Annotated in this window: 14 protein-coding genes and 2 tRNA genes; 10 read left to right on the top strand and 6 right to left on the bottom strand. The window is 61.9% G+C overall.

What is annotated here, in order from left to right; all coding sequences use genetic code 11:
* Positions 1–27 precede the first annotated feature (27 nt).
* Positions 28–354 (bottom strand): ribbon-helix-helix domain-containing protein, encoded by a 327-nt coding sequence (locus ACIPZG_RS02370; RefSeq protein ID WP_400709821.1) that lies wholly within the window; start codon positions 352–354, stop codon positions 28–30.
* 180 nt (positions 355–534) lie between these two features.
* Complete coding sequence (locus ACIPZG_RS02365) at positions 535–1,008, bottom strand: Dps family protein (RefSeq protein ID WP_008090202.1); 474 nt, start codon at positions 1,006–1,008, stop codon at positions 535–537.
* Between the two features lie 277 nt (positions 1,009–1,285).
* On the opposite strand from ACIPZG_RS02365, the gene ACIPZG_RS02360 reads away from it, so the two are divergent.
* Complete coding sequence (locus ACIPZG_RS02360) at positions 1,286–1,879, top strand: cold shock domain-containing protein membrane protein (protein ID WP_400709819.1); 594 nt, start codon at positions 1,286–1,288, stop codon at positions 1,877–1,879.
* Between the two features lie 51 nt (positions 1,880–1,930).
* On the opposite strand, the gene ACIPZG_RS02355 is transcribed toward ACIPZG_RS02360, so the two are convergent.
* Both ACIPZG_RS02355 and ACIPZG_RS02350 read right to left on the bottom strand, forming a co-directional pair.
* The gene (locus tag ACIPZG_RS02355) at positions 1,931–2,137 is read right to left on the bottom strand and encodes a SlyX family protein (protein ID WP_400639304.1); all 207 of its coding nucleotides are present in this window, start codon (positions 2,135–2,137) and stop codon (positions 1,931–1,933) included.
* Between the two features lies 1 nt (position 2,138).
* Positions 2,139–2,558, bottom strand: a complete 420-nt coding sequence (locus tag ACIPZG_RS02350; protein ID WP_400709816.1) for an HIT family protein — start codon at positions 2,556–2,558, stop codon at positions 2,139–2,141.
* A 727-nt stretch (positions 2,559–3,285) separates the two neighbouring features.
* On the opposite strand from ACIPZG_RS02350, the gene ACIPZG_RS02345 reads away from it, so the two are divergent.
* From ACIPZG_RS02345 to ACIPZG_RS02335, 3 genes are all read left to right on the top strand, one after another.
* Complete coding sequence (locus tag ACIPZG_RS02345) at positions 3,286–4,554, top strand: OprD family porin (protein WP_400709813.1); 1,269 nt, start codon at positions 3,286–3,288, stop codon at positions 4,552–4,554.
* A gap of 162 nt (positions 4,555–4,716) precedes the next feature.
* Complete coding sequence (locus ACIPZG_RS02340; RefSeq protein WP_400709810.1) at positions 4,717–6,432, top strand: proline--tRNA ligase; 1,716 nt, start codon at positions 4,717–4,719, stop codon at positions 6,430–6,432.
* A 20-nt stretch (positions 6,433–6,452) separates the two neighbouring features.
* A complete protein-coding gene (locus tag ACIPZG_RS02335; protein ID WP_400709807.1) occupies positions 6,453–7,406 on the top strand; it encodes a hypothetical protein in 954 nt (317 codons plus the stop codon).
* Between the two features lie 28 nt (positions 7,407–7,434).
* On the opposite strand, the gene dinB is transcribed toward ACIPZG_RS02335, so the two are convergent.
* On the bottom strand, positions 7,435–8,493 hold the full coding sequence (gene dinB, locus ACIPZG_RS02330; RefSeq protein ID WP_162130456.1) for a DNA polymerase IV: 1,059 nt from the start codon (positions 8,491–8,493) through the stop codon (positions 7,435–7,437).
* Positions 8,494–8,703: 210 nt separating this feature from the next.
* Here dinB and ACIPZG_RS02325 point away from each other — a divergent pair.
* The 4 genes from ACIPZG_RS02325 (at position 8,704) to ACIPZG_RS02310 (ending at position 13,186) form a co-directional block, all read left to right on the top strand.
* Positions 8,704–8,780 (top strand) — tRNA-Met (locus ACIPZG_RS02325).
* A gap of 135 nt (positions 8,781–8,915) precedes the next feature.
* A tRNA-Met gene (locus ACIPZG_RS02320) sits at positions 8,916–8,992 on the top strand.
* Positions 8,993–9,251: 259 nt separating this feature from the next.
* Positions 9,252–11,894, top strand: a complete 2,643-nt coding sequence (mprF, locus tag ACIPZG_RS02315; protein ID WP_400709804.1) for a bifunctional lysylphosphatidylglycerol flippase/synthetase MprF — start codon at positions 9,252–9,254, stop codon at positions 11,892–11,894.
* Positions 11,894–13,186 (top strand): virulence factor family protein, encoded by a 1,293-nt coding sequence (locus tag ACIPZG_RS02310; protein WP_400709801.1) that lies wholly within the window; start codon positions 11,894–11,896, stop codon positions 13,184–13,186. Before mprF ends, ACIPZG_RS02310 begins: the two co-directional genes overlap by 1 nt.
* 121 nt (positions 13,187–13,307) lie before the next feature.
* Here ACIPZG_RS02310 and ACIPZG_RS02305 read toward each other — a convergent pair whose 3' ends face one another.
* The gene (locus tag ACIPZG_RS02305) at positions 13,308–15,206 is read right to left on the bottom strand and encodes a potassium transporter Kup (protein WP_400709798.1); all 1,899 of its coding nucleotides are present in this window, start codon (positions 15,204–15,206) and stop codon (positions 13,308–13,310) included.
* Positions 15,207–15,441: 235 nt separating this feature from the next.
* Between ACIPZG_RS02305 and rimO the strand changes: the two genes are divergently transcribed.
* On the top strand, positions 15,442–16,773 hold the full coding sequence (gene rimO, locus ACIPZG_RS02300; protein WP_008094690.1) for a 30S ribosomal protein S12 methylthiotransferase RimO: 1,332 nt from the start codon (positions 15,442–15,444) through the stop codon (positions 16,771–16,773).
* An 87-nt stretch (positions 16,774–16,860) separates the two neighbouring features.
* Positions 16,861–17,316 carry a GNAT family N-acetyltransferase gene (locus ACIPZG_RS02295; protein ID WP_008094691.1) on the top strand — a complete coding sequence of 152 codons (456 nt, stop codon included), beginning with the start codon at positions 16,861–16,863 and terminating at the stop codon, positions 17,314–17,316.
* Positions 17,317–17,326 lie beyond the last annotated feature (10 nt).

The following is a 17,326-nucleotide window of genomic DNA, read 5'->3' as shown; positions in this document are numbered from 1 at the left end:
ACAAGCACTGCGCAGCCCGCCCGGCGATCAGCGTACACTCGGCGGGTCGAGCAACCAGGCGACGCAGATCACCCGGATGAGCCCGCTGAAGTTACGCACCCCGCCCTGGCGCAGGTGCACCTCACGGTCCACGTACGACAATACGGCGCTGACCGAGCAGTCATTGGCCTCGGCGATACGGTGGAGAATCATCCAATAGATCGATTCCAGGCGCAAACAGGTAGAAAAACCGTTGAGCCGGACCGAACGTGACACTGGCTGAACCTGCAACATGTCGAAATCCGCCTTGAACGGATCGATGCACTGCTTGCCTGGCCATCGCCCCAGGCTTTCCCGCCGCTTATTCGCTTGCATCACGCGCCCCACTAACTGGCTACCACCGAAATCCCTGCGCAACCCGCGCAGGGCCCAGGGGCTAAATCAAGCGCGCACAAACGAACACAAAGCAGCGGCAAAGCCTTCCTGCACAAACGAAAAAGCCCGGTCGAGGAGTAATCGACCGAGCTTTAGGACAGCGCCTACAACAATTTTCGATTATTCGCCGTCGAGCAGCACCCGCAGCATCCAGGCCGTCTTCTCGTGCACTTGCATGCGCTGGGTCAGCAGGTCGGCAGTAGGTTCGTCACTGACCTTGTCCACCACGGGGAAAATACTGCGCGCGGTGCGCACCACGGCTTCCTGACCCTGAACCAGCTGGCGAATCATCTCGTCCGCAGCCGGCACCCCCTCCTCCTCCTTGATCGAGGAATGACGGGCATAGAAGGCATAAGACCCAGGTGCCGGAAAGCCCAGCGCGCGAATCCGCTCGGCGATCGAGTCGACCGCCAGCGCCAGCTCGTTGTATTGCTCCTCGAACATCAAGTGCAGGGTACGGAACGACGGACCCGTGACGTTCCAGTGGAAGTTGTGGGTTTTCAGATACAGCACGTAGGTATCCGACAACAGGCGGGAAAGCCCTTCGACGATGGACTTGCGATCTTCTTCACTGATACCGATATCGATTGCCATGAAGTTCCCCTTTCCATTTGGCTTGATGATCAAGCGGGCCTGAAACACTGTATCAACACTTTGACCAACCCGCCCATGACCCAGGGCAAACCATCGCCATCCGCCTCGTGCGTTTGAGAAGGCCCGGCCTTTGCTGTTAAATAGGCAAGGTGCCACCCGTGCGGACTGTTATTGCCGGGTGCATAGGCTGGCGTGCTGCGTGTTCGCGCTCTACACCTCATGCGCACCGTGCCGCCAGCTCTTCCTGTGATCGGCCTTATCAACTGTGAGCCAACCCATGTTCAAGATCGTCCACCTGGTGACGGGCGTTGCGGCTTTGCTGCTCTCGCTCATGCCCAGCCTGAAAACCGATGCAACACCCTTCCTGCAGCAACCCGATGCGGTCTACCTGGGCCTGCTCGGCCTGCTCAACCTGCTGCTGGCCCCGGTCGTGCCACTGTATTACCGTGGCGCACGCCAACAACTGCAACACCTGGCCTGCGCCCTCCTGGTAGTGGCCGTGGTTCTGCAAACCTTGACCCTGCTTGCGCGCCCGGAAATGGGCAACCTGGCCGCGCTGGTCTGCGCAACCCTGGCGGTCGCCCTGCACCTGGCGGTCGGCTTCGCCCGCAGCAGCCGCAAATCGCGCACCAGCCAACCCACCCCACTGGACGCCGGCAAGCGCGATACCGGCACCGTGAAGTGGTTCAACACCTCCAAGGGCTTTGGTTTCATCTCGCGCGATTCGGGTGACGATATTTTCGTCCACTTTCGCGCCATTCGCGGTGAAGGCCATCGCATTCTGGTCGAAGGCCAGCGTGTGGAGTTTTCGGTGATGCACCGTGACAAGGGCCTGCAGGCCGAGGACGTGGTTGCGGTACATCGCCGCTGACCACTGTCAGCCCTGGGGCTCCCAGGGCTGCATCCCTTCTATCTATTCTATTTAGTAGTGCGGTGGAGGCGCCTCTTCGCCTTCATTGCCGTAATGACCGACCATTTCTTCGTAGCGCTTGATCAGCTCGGCCATTTGCAGTTGCAGGCGCTCGATCACCTGCCCCTGCGCGACCACAACATCATTCAGTGCTTGAATGGTGTCATCCTGGAACGCCAGCCGGGTCTCCAACTCGATGACGCGCGATTCCAACGGCATGTCAGGCCTCCTCGTAACCGGATTTGAGCAAATCGCGCAAGCGCAGCCGGATAGCCTCGACCTGCCCCGGCCCATACTCGACAGCGGGCACCTTACCCCAGACCGGCGCCGGCCATGCAGCGTCATGCTTATGGCGAACGATGACATGCATGTGCATCTGGCTGACCACATTGCCTAGCGTGGCAACATTCATCTTGTCTGCTGCAAACTCGCTTTTCAGCGTTTCAGCCAGGTAGGTGGTTTCTTTCCAGAGCTGCGCCTGATCTTCCTGGCTCAAGTCGAACAGCTCACTCACGCCCGCACGCTTGGGCACCAGAATGAACCAAGGGTAGTTGGCATCTTTGCTAACCAGCAGACGGCACAGCGGAAAATCGCCAAGCACGTAGGAATCTTGCTGCAGACGCGAATCCATCACAAACACGGTAAACCTCCATCAAGCGAAACAGCCCGCGACCGCGGGAACTTGGGCGCAAGGATACATGGCTGCACGCTTTCAGTTCATCAAAGACTGACGCCTGCACATAGGCGGTAACACAGCGCTACTTTTCGCACCAAAATGAGGCCGCAAACGTGCTCGCCACTACGCTTCTACTCACTCCATCCACAGAACTTCAACAGTTCCCGGTAACACATTGACTTTTATGACAGCCTTGGACTTTTTCTGCCCCATACGATTTGGCATACCATCAGACAAGCGACACCCCGTGTTTTCGGCGCTTTCCGCGCTCCCGCCATGACGTTTGTGAAAATTTCATAAAGCGTTGTTAATTTTGAGCACGCTTGTTGCATTCCTTTCACGCCAAGTCGGCACGACACCTGCATGAAGCGGTGTACGCAACAAATAACGACAGCTGCATTGGACACACCAGGGAGTTTCTCTAGCCGCAATCGACACTTAGCGATTGCACAACGGTGACAGGAACAGCGCTGGGGTTGCACGCCCGAGAATCCGGAGCGTGATTTGCGACATGGAGATACTTAAAAGCGACAGGGCCATAAAGTTCCCGAAAGGATCAATATGCCCATATCGCCAACAACAGTCTGCGTGCTATACATTTCCGCCGACATAACAAGAAAGAGCTGCCCCATATAACTAAAAGACTTGGGCGCAGCAGTACTCTTCCTAAAAACCAAAGGAGCAAGTCACGATGCGCGTGATGAAGTGGAGCATGATCGCCCTGGCCGTTTCGGCAGGGACCTCGCAATTGGCCCTGGCCTCTTCCCAGGACGAGTCCAAGGGATTCATCGAAGACAGCCAGCTGAGCGTCAAGACTCGCATGCTGTACTTCAGCCGCGACTTCCGTAACAACCCGGCCGGCAGCCAGAGCCGCGTCGAGGAAACCGGCCTGGGCTTCCTGGGTACTTATGAGTCGGGCTTCACCCAAGGCGTCGTCGGCGTCGGTGTAGATGCCATCGGCATGCTCGGCATCAAACTGGACAGCGGCAAAGGCCGCCACTCCACCGGCCAGTTCCCGACAGACTCCGACGGCAGTGCTCAAGATGAGTTCTCCGAAGGCGGCGGCGCGGTAAAACTGCGCTTCTCCGATACTGTGCTGAAGTATGGTACCCAGTTCACTGCCCTGCCAGTCCTGGCCACCGACGACAGCCGACTGCTGCCGGAAACCGTCGAAGGCGCCCTGATCACCAGCAACGAAATCAAGGGCCTGACCCTGCACGCTGGTCATTTCACCGCCCTGAACGCCCAGTCTGAAACCGACCACGACAGTCTGCACCTGACCCAGGCCGATGTTGTCGGTGGCACCTACGCCTTCACCGACAACCTCAGCACCAGCCTCTACTACTCCAAGGTCGAAGACTACTGGCGCAAGTACTACGGCAACATCAACTGGGCACTGCCGATTTCCGACAAGCAAGGCCTGGTGTTCGACTTCAACATCTATGACACCAAGAGCGATGGCGCCGCGCTGTACACCGCGTTCGATGGCGAAGAACTCGACAACACCGCCTTCAGCTTCTCGGGCGCGTACAACATCGGCGCCCACACCTTCACCCTGGCGTACCAGAAAGTCACCGGCGACGGCGACTACGGTTACGGCGTGGACGGCGGCGGCACCATTTTCCTGGCCAACTCCGTTGCCCGCTCCGACTTCAACGCCGAAGACGAAAAATCCTGGCAAGCACGCTACGACCTGAACTTCGCCGAGTTCGGCGTACCAGGCCTGACCTTCATGACCCGTTACGTGCGTGGTAGCGATGCCAACGTCACCGGCACCAGCAACGGCAAGGAATGGGAACGCGACATCGACGTCAAGTACGTGCTGCAAGAAGGCCCTGCCAAGGACCTGAGCTTCCGCGTACGTCAAGCCACCTACCGTTCTTCCGATGGCGTCTACTACGGTTCCCCATCGCTGGACGAACTGCGCCTGATCGTCGAGTACCCGCTGAGCATCCTGTAAGCCTGGCTTATAGCGTGCCCCGCACCTGAAAAAGCCCGGCGAACCCGCCGGGCTTTTTCTTGGCTGACAACTGCCCCCGCCTGGGGCATTCTGTACGCCTTCGTTTCGCCCCCGTACAATGCGGGGTCATTTCAATGTCTTAGGCAATCGACACGGCTAACCATGCGCACCAGTCAATATCTGCTCGCCACCCAGAAAGAAACCCCTGCCGACGCAGTGGTCATCAGCCATCAGCTCATGCTGCGTGCCGGCATGATCCGCAAACTGGCCTCCGGCCTGTACACCTGGCTGCCGATGGGCCTGCGAGTCATGCGCAAGGTCGAAGCCGTGGTGCGCGAGGAAATGAACGCCGCCGGCGCCCTGGAAGTGCTGATGCCGAGCATCCAGCCTGCCGAACTGTGGCAGGAATCCGGCCGCTGGGAGCAGTACGGCCCAGAGCTGCTGCGCCTGAAAGACCGCCACAACCGTGATTTCTGCGTCGGCCCGACCCACGAAGAAGTCATCACTGACCTGGCCCGCAACGAGCTGTCCAGCTATAAACAGCTGCCGCTCAACATGTACCAGATCCAGACCAAATTCCGTGACGAGATTCGTCCGCGCTTCGGCTTGATGCGTGGCCGCGAATTCATCATGAAGGACGCCTACTCCTTCCATGCCGACCAGGCTTCCCTGCAGGAAACCTACGACCGCATGCACCAGGCGTACTCCAACGTCTTCACCCGCCTGGGCCTGGATTTCCGCCCAGTGCAGGCCGACACCGGCTCCATCGGTGGCAGCTACTCGCATGAATTCCACGTACTGGCCGATTCCGGCGAAGACGACGTGATCTTCAGCGACAGCTCCGATTACGCTGCAAACATCGAGAAGGCCGAAGCCATCCCGCGCGAAACCGTGCGCTCGGCACCTACCGAAGAACTGCGCCTAGTCGACACCCCGGATGCCAAGACCATCGCCCAATTGGTCGAGAACTTCGGCCTGCCGATCGAAAAGACCGTCAAGACCCTGATCGTGCGCGGCGCCGAGGAAGGCAAGCTGGTAGCCCTGGTGGTCCGTGGCGACCACGAGCTCAATGAAATCAAGGCAGCCAAGCTGGAACAGGTCGCCGACCCAGTGGTCATGGCCACCGACGCCGAACTGCGCGAAGCCATCGGTGCCGGCGCAGGTTCGCTCGGCCCGCTGAACCTGCCGCTGGAATGCGTGATCGACCGTTCGGTCGCCCTGATGAGCGACTTCGGCATTGGCGCCAACATCGACGACAAGCACTATTTCGGCGTCAACTGGGAGCGTGACCTGCCAGTACCTCAGGTCGCCGACCTGCGTAACGTCGTCGAAGGCGACCCGAGCCCGGACGGCCAGGGCACCCTGGTGATCAAGCGTGGCATCGAGGTCGGCCACATCTTCCAACTCGGCACCAAGTACAGCGAGGCGCTCAAGTGCCAGGTACTGGGCGAGAACGGCAAGCCAGTGACCTTGGCCATGGGCTGCTACGGTATCGGCGTGTCCCGCGTGGTCGCCGCTGCCATCGAGCAGAGCTATGACGAGAAAGGCATCATCTGGAACGACGCCCTGGCACCGTTCCAGATCGCCCTGGTGCCGCTGCGTTACGAAACCGAAATCGTGCGCGAAGCAACCGACAAGCTGTATGCCGAACTGACTGCCGCCGGCTTCGAAGTCCTGCTGGACGACCGGGACAAGAAAACCAGCCCAGGCATCAAGTTTGCCGACATGGAGCTGATCGGCATCCCGCACCGTATCGTCGTCAGCGACCGCGGCCTGGCCGATGGCAACCTTGAATACAAGCATCGCACCGAGCAGGACGCCCAACCGCTGCCGCTCAATGAAGTGCTGAGCTTCCTGCAGGCCCGCGTTCGCCGCTGATAACCAATGCACGAGTGATCATGTCCAAGCGAAGTACCTTTACCCTGGGGGGTGCCGCACTGTGCGGCACCCTGCTCGTCAGCGGCTGCGCCAACCAGATGTCCCAGCGCAGCGAGCATGAAGAGCGCGTCGAGCGCAAACTGCTCGAACACACCCTGCAGATCGATGTCGGCGAGCCGAAGGTAATGGAGCTTCCGCAACGACGTGTGCGCATCCATGAACAGAAGCGCTTCGAAATCACCGAATTCGAAGTCACCCGTCGCTACGATCGCTATACGCCATACCAGCCCTGGCGGGAGATCTACGAGATTCCGCTGGGTGCAGTTGCCGTGGTGGCCGGCGTCGGCGCCAACGTGGTCAATGTCTTCGCCTTGGGCAACCTGCCCGAGAGCGTGACTCACGACTGGTTCAGCTATGGCGTGGCCGGGCTCAACCCGTTCATGAACGTGCAGTCCAATGGTCGCGCCCAGCAGAACCTGGCGGGCATCAGCGAAGTGCAGAAGGACAAGCGCGAGGAATACACCAGCCTGCCGTGGAGCGAACGCCTGGTCGAAGTGAAGGCCGGCAAGCTGTCCCACGAACTGACCACCGACAGGAACGGCATCCTGCGCCTGAACCTGCTGGACAGCCCGTTCTCGGAGCAGCACCTCAACCACGTCGGCACCCTGCACTTGCAGGTGGTCGATGAGGAAAATGCGGTGCGCGGCGATGCCAGCCTGCTGGTAAGCGCCACCTTGCGCAACAAGCTGCAAGAAGCCCACGAGCTGATCTTCGACGATCTCGAAGACGACGATGTCGGCCAGTGGGTGCACCGGGTCAAGCGCCTGTCGGAGCTGGGCCTGGAAGAGGAAGCCAGCGAGATGGAGCAGAGCCTGGTCGAGCTGACCCGCAACGACCCCGAGCTGCAACAGGAGTTTTTGCAGACACTGACCAAGGCCACGGGTCGGTTGGTAGCCGATCCGGGCGTGCAATAATTGAAAGGGCTGCCTCAGGCAGCCCTTTTCATTTATCCGAGAACAACTCCAGCTGCTCGTGCGCACCGCGCAAATCCCGCAACCTCACCCCTACCCCCAACAAACGTACCGGTTTGCCACCCCGGGCGAAGGCCTGGCGCATCAACTGCCGATAACTCTCCAAGTCCCGCCCTGCCCCCGCCTGCTCCAGCGTGGTCTGGCTGAAATCATGGAACTTCACCTTGACGAAGGGTTTTTCCGGGCGGTAGCTGTCGTCCATGCGCGCAATCCGCTGGTTGAGGCTGTCGAGAAGCTCCGGCAAACGTTCCAGGCAACTGGCCAGGTCCGGCAAATCCGTGTCGTAGGTGTTTTCCACGCTGACCGACTGCCGCCGGCTGTCATTGTGCACAGCCCGATCGTCGATGCCCCGCGCCAGCCCCCATAGCCGCTCGCCAAAACTACCGAACTCGCGCACCAGCGCCAGCCGAGACCATGCCCGCAGGTCCAGGCAAGTGTCGATCCCCAGCCGCGTGAGCTTGTCAGCCGTCACCTTGCCCACGCCGTGCAGCCTGGCGACGGGCAAGGCCGCGACAAAAGCCTCGACCTGGTCCGGCGTTATCACGAAAAGCCCATTGGGCTTGCGCCAGTCGCTGGCGACCTTGGCCAGGAACTTGTTGGGCGCTACGCCGGCCGAGACCGTGATATGCAATGTGCGGGCAACGCGCCGACGAATGTCTTCGGCGATGCGCGTAGCGCTACCGGCGAACCACTGGCTGTCACTGACATCCAGGTACGCTTCGTCCAGCGACAACGGCTCGATCAGCTCGGTGTAGTCACGGAAAATCGCGTGGATCTCACGCGAGGCTTCGCGGTAGGCCTCGAAGCGCGGCTTGACGATGAGCAGATCAGGGCAGAGCTTGAGCGCATGGCGCGATGACATTGCCGAGCGCACACCGTAGGCGCGGGCCTCATAGTTGCACGTGGCGATCACCCCGCGGTGGTCGGGCGAACCGCCGACAGCCATGGGCCGCCCCGCCAGACGCGGGTCGTCACGCATCTCGATGGCGGCGTAGAAGCAATCGCAGTCGATATGAATGATCTTTCGCAAAGACATGGACGACCGTCAGTACTGTAAATTCATACAGATAGTAGCGCATGCAGCCCCATGGCTCACAGCCCACCACGATAATCGGCCTGAAAGCCCCGCCGCGCCTAAGCTGCGGGGCTTGAGCAAGCGCTAAACGTTTGAAGGAAAAAGGTTTTTTTGAAGTAAATGCTTGACATAGGGAAGTAAATCCGTAGAATTCGATCTCACAGGCGCGGGATGGAGCAGCCTGGTAGCTCGTCGGGCTCATAACCCGAAGGTCGTCGGTTCAAATCCGGCTCCCGCAACCAGATTTAAAGAAAAGGCCACTGTTTATACAGTGGCCTTTTTCTTTGGCCTCAAGAAACCCACGCTGAAGAAATTGCCTGGTAAACTGCGAAATAGCTTGACCACCAGGCGTGAAGCTGTAGAATGCGCCCCTCTGACGCGGGATGGAGCAGTCTGGTAGCTCGTCGGGCTCATAACCCGAAGGTCGTCGGTTCAAATCCGGCTCCCGCAACCATATTCGTCAGAACAAACCCCGCCTGTGTAACAGCAGCGCGGGGTTTGTTGCATTTCATCGCCTTAAAAACTGTCCCCTCCCCCTTTGCCGTCCGCCAACCCGCAGGTTTGACAGCTCGTCCCCCAGGATGAACTATCTTTAACCGTGCCGGACGACTGAAAGTCACGTTACCCGGAGTAATATCTGGATACGTTTTTCAAAGGGACTTCCACTTGGCCGCACCTTTCCCGTACCTCGCGCTGTATGCCCGGGGTAATCCATGACTTCCCAGAACCCCGATCCCCAGGCTCCACTTGCCGCCGTGTTGCCCACGGCTGCGCAGCGCCTGCCTTGGCTCGAACGCGTGAGTCGCTATCGCCAGCCGATCGGCCTGGGCGTGACCCTGTTGCTGTTTGCCATGGCATTGATTGCCTGTCGCCACCTGTTGAGCGAACTGGACATCTATGCGCTGCACGACGCCATGCTCAGCGTACCGACCCAGTCACTGCTCGGCGCGTTGCTGGCGACGGTCATCGGCTTTGTGATCCTGCTCGGGTACGAATGGTCGGCAAGCCGCTATGCCGGCGTGAAACTGCCTGGGCGAACCTTGCTGCTCGGTGGGTTCAGCGCGTTCGCCATCGGCAATGCCATTGGCCTGTCCATGCTCTCAGGTGGCTCGGTGCGCTATCGCCTGTATGCCCGCCAAGGCCTGGGGGCCGCTGAAGTCGCGCGCATGACGGTGTTTGCCAGCCTGTCCCTGGGTTGTGCACTACCGCCCCTTGCCGCGCTGGCGACCTTGAGCAACTTGCCGGCTGCGGCCGCAGCCTTGCGCCTGCCCTCCAGCGTTTTGGCCGGGATCGCCAGCGCGGTGCTGGCGCTGACAGCCGTACTGGTGATTGGTTTGTACCGTCGGCGCCAGGCAGAGCAGCCATTGGCAGACAACCTGCTGGTTCAACTTGGCCGACGTACCTTGCGCCTGCCGGGCGCCCGCCTGGCTGCACTGCAACTACTGATTACCGCCCTGGACGTCGCGGCCGCAGCCACTGTGCTGTACCTGTTACTGCCCGAGGCGCCACCTTTCGGCGCGTTCGTGCTGGTCTACCTGCTGGCCCTGGCCGCCGGCGTGCTGAGCCATGTACCAGGCGGCGTCGGAGTGTTCGAGGCGATCCTGCTGGCGGCCTTCGCCGACCAACTGGGCGCCGCGCCACTGGCAGCCGCCTTGCTGCTGTACCGCCTGATCTACGTTGTGCTGCCCTTGCTTCTGGCCTGTGCGCTGCTGCTGGCGAACGAAGCGCGTCGCCTGCTGTTCGCCCAGCAGGCGATCAAGGCCGCGTCCGGGCTGGCTGCGCCGATCCTGGCCATCCTGGTGTTCCTGTCTGGGGTGGTACTGCTGTTCTCCGGCGCCACTCCAGAGATCGACACCCGCCTGGAGCACATGGGCTTCCTGGTACCGCATCGCCTGATCGATGCCTCGCACTTCGGCGCCAGCCTGATCGGTGTGCTCTGCCTGCTGCTGGCACAAGGCCTGCGCCGCCGCCTGTCCGCAGCCTGGCTGCTGACCACCGTGCTGCTCTTGGTGGGCGCCCTGCTATCACTGCTCAAGGGCTTCGACTGGGAAGAGGCCTGCCTGCTGACTGCCACCGCCGCACTGCTGGCGTTGTTCCGACGCTCGTTCTACCGCCCGAGCCGCCTGCTGGAGCTGCCCTTCTCGCCCATTTACCTGGTGGCCAGTGCCTGCGTGCTTGGCGCTTCGGTATGGTTGCTGTTGTTTGCCTACCAGGATGTGCCCTACAGCCATCAGCTGTGGTGGCAGTTCACCCTTGATGCCGACGCCCCGCGTGGCCTGCGGGCCGCCATGGGCAGCGCCGTGCTGCTGGTCATCGTCGCCCTGACCTGGCTGCTGCGCACTGCCCGCCCGACCATTCACCTGCCCGATGCCGACGAATTGCAGCGCGCCAACCGGATTCTGCTGGCGTCCGACCAGCCCGACGGCGGTCTGGCCCTGACCGGCGACAAGGCCCTGCTATTCCACCCCAGCGACAACGCCTTCCTCATGTACGCCCGCCGCGGCCGCAGCCTGGTGGCGCTGTACGACCCGATCGGCCCGGCCCAGGAGCGCGCCGAGATGATCTGGCAATTCCGCGACCTGTGCGACCTGCACCACGCCCGCCCGGTGTTCTACCAGGTGCGCGCGGAGAACCTGCCGTTCTACATGGACATCGGCCTGACCGCGCTCAAGCTCGGCGAGGAGGCCCGGGTCGACTTGCGCCGCTTCGACATCGAAGCCAAGGGCAAGGAGATGAAAGACCTGCGCTACACCTGGAACCGTGGTGGACGCGACGGCCTGAGCCTGGAAATCCACGAACCCGGCAAGGCCCCGCTGGCGGAGCTCAAGGAAATCTCCGACGCCTGGCTCGGCAGCAAGAACGTGCGCGAGAAAGGCTTCTCGCTGGGGCGCTTCAGCCCCGAGTACCTGCAACATTTCCGCATCGCCCTGATTCGCTTCCAGGGTCGCCCGGTGGCCTTTGCCAACCTGCTGGAAACCCACGGCAACGAACTGGCCAGCCTGGACCTGATGCGCGCGCATCCCGAGGCGCCGAAGCTGACCATGGAATTCATGATGATCGGCCTGATTCTGCACTACAAAAGCCATGACTATGGCCGTTTCAGCCTGGGCATGGTCCCGCTTTCCGGGCTGCAGCCACGGCGTGGCGCCCCCCTGACCCAGCGCCTGGGCTCGATGGTGTTCCGTCGCGGCGAACAGCTTTACAACTTCCAGGGCCTGCGGCGCTTCAAGGACAAGTTCCAGCCGGACTGGGAACCTCGTTACATGGCCGTGCCGGCCGGGCTCGACCCGCTGGTGGCACTGGCTGACACTGCCGCCCTGATCGCTGGCGGCCTGACTGGATTGGTGAAACGTTGATGATCCGACGCTATTGGCTGTACGTACTGATTCCCCTGCTCGCGGCTGCCCTGGTCGGTGCTGCGGTCTTCTGGCTGTGGGCCCGCCCCGCCCCGCAAGCGCGCCTGGAGCAACTGACCCTTGATGGCACCAGCATCACCCGCGTCACTCCCGGCGTGCATGCCAAGGCCCGGGTGGCCATCGGCGTGCCACAGGACCAGGCACTGAGCGACAAGCAGCTGCTCGACCTGAGCCAGGCCGGCGAAGCACAGCTGGTACAAGTGATCCTGCCGCCAAGCGACTGCAGCAAGCAGCAGCAGGCCATGGACCAGGCGCTGACCCAGCTGTCCGACAAACCTACCCTGGTCGCGGGTATTGGCCCAGGTGGCGCCCAAGCCTGGCGCTGGCTGGCGGTACAGCGCGATGACAAGGCCAGGGCCATCTCGGTCGACTTCAGCGTCGAACAGCCCGGCTGTGCCACCGCGCTGCCGAAATCCGCCGCGCACGGCCACTGGAACGTGGCCTGGAACGACAACCCGGATGACGCCAGCGCCGCCTTCGTGCGTGACCAGGCCAATGCCGAAACCAGCATCAGCGACTACGACATCCACCTGCCACAAGTGCTCAAGGCGCAGCTCACCCAGGCGCTGGTAGGCCGTGACGGCAACGCCCTGGCCATTCCGGTCGTCGAAGTGCCTGCTGGGCAGACCACCGACACCGTCACCCTGTTCCTCTCCGGCGACGGCGGCTGGCGCGACCTCGACCGCGACGTGGCCGGCGAGATGGCCAAGCTCGGCTATCCGGTGGTGGGCATCGACACCCTGCGTTATTACTGGCAGCACAAGACGCCGGAGCAAAGCGCCGCCGACCTGTCGGAGCTCATGCAGCATTACCGGCAGAAATGGGGCACCAAGCGCTTCGTGCTGACCGGTTATTCGTTCGGTGCCGACGTGCTGCCCGCCATCTACAATCGCCTGCCCACCGAAGACCAGCAGCGCATCGACGCCGTGATGTTGCTGGCCTTCGCCCGCAGCGGCAGCTTCGAAATCGAGGTAGAAGGCTGGTTGGGCAAAGAAGGTCAGGAAGCGCCAACCGGGCCGGAAATGGCCAAGCTGCCGGCGTCCAAGGTGGTGTGCGTATATGGCGTGGAAGAGACCGACGAGAGCGGTTGCACCGACAAGACGGCAGTGGGCGAGCGCATGAAGCTGCCGGGTGGGCACCACTTCGACGAAAACTACCCGGCACTGGCCAAGCGTTTGATTGGTGAGATCGAGACCCGCCAAGGCAAATCCAGCGTGGCGGACAAGAATTGAGGTGAGCCCTGGGGGCGCTTTGCGCCCCTTTCGCGACACAAGGCCGCTCCTACAGGACGGCGCTTACCTGTAGGAGCGGCCTTGTGTCGCGAAAGGGCTGCAAAGCAGCCCCAGGTTTCACTCAAATCTCGACCTGCGTCCCCAGCTCGATCACCCGGTTGAGCGGCAGGTTGAAGAAGCGCAGGTTGCCGTTGGCATTCTTCAGCAGAAACGCAAACAGATTCCCGCGCCAGCGCGACATCCCCTCCAGACGCGACGCAATCACCGTTTCACGGCTAAGGAAGTAGGTCGTGCGCATCGGGCTGAAATCCAGCTCATCCAGATGGCACAGCTTCAGCGCTGCCGGCACATCCGGCTCGTCCATGAAACCAAAGTGCAGCAACACCCGGAAGAACCCATCGCCATACGCCTCCACCTCGAAGCGCTCCTGATCAGGCACCCGCGGCCGGTCTTCGGTGACCACCGTCAGCAACACGACCTGGCTGTGCAGCACCTGGTTGTGCAGCATGTTGTGCAACAGCGCATGGGGCACGGCATCTGGCCGCGCAGTGAGGAACACCGCAGTGCCTTCGACCCGGTGTGGCGGCTGCACGCGAATGCTGCCGATGAACACCGGCAGCGGCAATCCGCCTTCGTCGATACGGTCGACCAGGATCTGCTTGCCACGCTTCCAGGTACTCATCAGCAGGAACAGCACGCCCCCTGCCAGCACCGGGAAGGCGCCGCCCTGGACGATCTTCGGCACGTTCGCAGCAAAGAACAGCCCGTCGACGAACAGGAAGCCCAGCAAGATCGGCACCGCCACCATCGGCGGCCACTTCCACAGCAGCAGCATCACCGAAGACACCAGAATCGTGGTCATCAGCATGGTGCCGGTCACCGCCACGCCATAGGCCGCGGCCAGGGCGCCGGACGACTCGAAGCCGATCACCAGCAGCACCACCGCGACCATCAGCGTCCAGTTCACCGCACCGATGTAGATCTGCCCCTGCTCGTCGCTGGAGGTGTGCTGGATCTGCATGCGCGGGATGTAACCGAGCTGGATGGCCTGACGCGTCAGGGAGAAGGCTCCCGAAATCACCGCCTGCGAGGCAATCACCGTGGCCATCGTCGCCAGGCCCACAAGCGGCAGCAAGGCCCAGCCCGGCGCCAACAGGTAGAACGGGTTGCGTGCGGCATCAGGGTTCTGCAGCAGGATCGCGCCTTGGCCGAAGTAGTTGAGCACCAGGGCTGGCAGCACCAGGGCGAACCAGGCGCGGGCGATCGGCTTGCGGCCGAAATGGCCCATGTCGGCGTACAGCGCCTCGGCACCGGTCAGTGCCAGCACCACGGCGCCGAGAATGGCCACACCCATGCCCGGATGGACCACGAAGAAATGGACACCCCAGGCCGGGTTGAATGCCTTGAGCACTTCGGGGCTCTGGGAAATGCCATGCACGCCCAGCGCGCCCAGCACCAGGAACCAGATGACCATGATCGGTCCGAACGCCTTGCCGATCTTTTCCGTGCCGTGCTTTTGCACCAGAAACAGCGCCACCAGCACCACCAGCGAGATCGGCACCACCCAATGGTCGATGCCATCGAACGCCAACCCCATGCCCTCCACGGCCGACAACACCGATACCGCCGGGGTGATCATGCTGTCGCCATAGAACAACGAGGCGCCTATAAGCCCGCAGATGACCATCAGCGTGCGCAGCCGCGGGTAGGCAGCCGTGGCCCGACGCGCCAGCGCGATCAGGGCCATGGTGCCGCCTTCACCCTGGTTATCGGCGCGCAGGATGAACATCACGTATTTGAACGACACTACCCACAGCAGCGACCAGAGGATCAGCGACAGGATCCCCAGCACGCCATCGTGGTTGACTGGCACTCCATAGCCGCCGCTAAAGACTTCCTTGAGGGTATACAACGGGCTGGTACCAATATCGCCATAGACCACCCCAACAGCTGCCACCAGCAGGCTGATCGAGCGTGTCGCCCCCTGCCCGCCCTCGGCGTGACTGCTTGCCTGAACCATCGACCACTCCCGCGAACGGCCATAACGGCCTGTAGAAATTCACTCCCACGCCAAGGCATCACAGATACCCGGACGCAACGGCGCGAAGCATAGCGCAGCGTTCGTCGCTTTTGTGCTGGTCAAGCGACCTTGCGCTCGCTAGAATTGCGCACTTTTTGATCAGAGGCGCCCACAGCGCCCGCCAGGATCGCCCTGCCACCGGCCGGGCGATCTGCATTCAATACCGAGGTTAGTCATGTCCACCACTCCCGCCACCCCTAAGGTCGGATTCGTCAGCCTCGGCTGCCCGAAGGCTTTGGTCGATTCCGAGCGCATCCTTACCCAGCTGCGCATGGAAGGCTATGAAGTCGTGCCCACCTACGAAGACGCCGATGTGGTGGTGGTCAACACCTGCGGCTTCATCGACAGCGCCAAGGCCGAATCGCTGGAAGTGATCGGCGAAGCGATCAAGGAAAACGGCAAGGTCATCGTCACCGGCTGCATGGGCGTCGAGGAAGGCAACATCCGTGACGTGCACCCGAGCGTGCTGTCGGTCAGCGGCCCGCAGCAATACGAGCAGGTGGTCAACGCCGTGCACGAAGTCGTGCCGCCACGCCAAGACCACAACCCGCTGATCGACCTGGTGCCGCCGCAGGGCGTCAAGTTGACCCCGCGCCACTACGCCTACCTGAAGATTTCCGAAGGCTGCAACCACAGCTGCAGCTTCTGCATCATCCCGTCGATGCGCGGCAAGCTGGTCAGCCGCCCGGTCGGCGAAGTGCTGAGCGAGGCCGAGCGCCTGGTCAAGGCGGGGGTCAAGGAAATCCTGGTGATTTCCCAGGACACCAGCGCCTACGGCGTCGACGTCAAGTACAAGACCGACTTCTGGAACGGTCGCCCGGTCAAGACCCGCATGCTGGAGCTGTGCGAAGCGCTGAGCAGCCTGGGTGCCTGGGTGCGCCTGCACTACGTGTACCCGTACCCGAACGTCGACGATGTGATCCCGCTGATGGCCGCTGGCAAGATCCTGCCGTACCTGGACATCCCGTTCCAGCACGCCAGCCCCAAGGTGCTCAAGTCGATGAAGCGCCCGGCCTTCGAAGACCGCACCCTGGCGCGCATCAAGAACTGGCGCGAGCAGTGCCCTGAGCTGGTCATCCGCTCGACCTTCATCGTCGGCTTCCCGGGCGAGACCGAAGAAGACTTCCAGTACCTGCTGGACTGGCTGACCGAAGCCCAGCTCGACCGCGTCGGCTGCTTCCAGTACTCGCCTGTCGAAGGTGCGCCGGCCAACGACCTGGGCCTGGACGAAGTGCCGGACGACGTCAAGCAGGAACGCTGGGACCGCTTCATGGCCCATCAGCAGGCGATCAGCGCCGCACGCCTGCAACTGCGCATCGGCAAGGAAATCGAAGTGCTGATCGACGAAGTCGAGGAGCAGGGCTCGGTTGGTCGCAGCTTCTTCGATGCCCCGGAAATCGACGGCAGCGTGTTCATCGATGGCGACCATGGCTTCAAGCCGGGCGACAAGGTGCGTTGCCGGGTGGTCGATGCCGACGAATACGACATGTGGGCCGAGCCTGTCTGAGCCGTGCACATGTGACCAAGCCCCGCCCACTGGCGGGGCTTTTTTTTGCATCTATGGTTTCCTCAACGGTCACAGAGGATCACCAGCATGCATTCGGCGCTGACGCTGCAAACACCCCACCTGCATGACTACCCGGAGCTGGTCCAGGTCTGGGAGGATTCGGTACGCGCGACCCACGATTTCCTGCCCGATGCCTACATACTGCTGTTGCGCGAGCATGTACTGCGCAGATACCTCGACGCCGTGATGCTCATCTGCTGCAAGGATCACCGACGCATCTGTGGCTTCGCCGGTGTCGCCAACGGCCGTGTCGACATGCTGTTCGTCGCCCCGGCCTATCGTGGCCGAGGCGTCGGCAAGCGCTTGCTGCGCTATGCCATCGCCGAACTCAACGCCGAAACCCTGGACGTCAACGAACAGAACCCACAAGCCTTGGGCTTCTATCTGCACGAGGGCTTCGAAGTGATTGGCCGCTCGGACACCGACGGCTTGGGGCAACCCTATCCCTTACTGCACATGCAGCTAATTCGTACAGCACCCTAGGACAATGTCG

Origin of the sequence: Pseudomonas sp. NPDC089395 (assembly GCF_044749525.1) — a bacterium.
Lineage (GTDB): Bacteria > Pseudomonadota > Gammaproteobacteria > Pseudomonadales > Pseudomonadaceae > Aquipseudomonas.
Note: the sequence above shows the minus strand (reverse complement) of the source record. Positions and strands in the feature narration are given on the sequence as shown.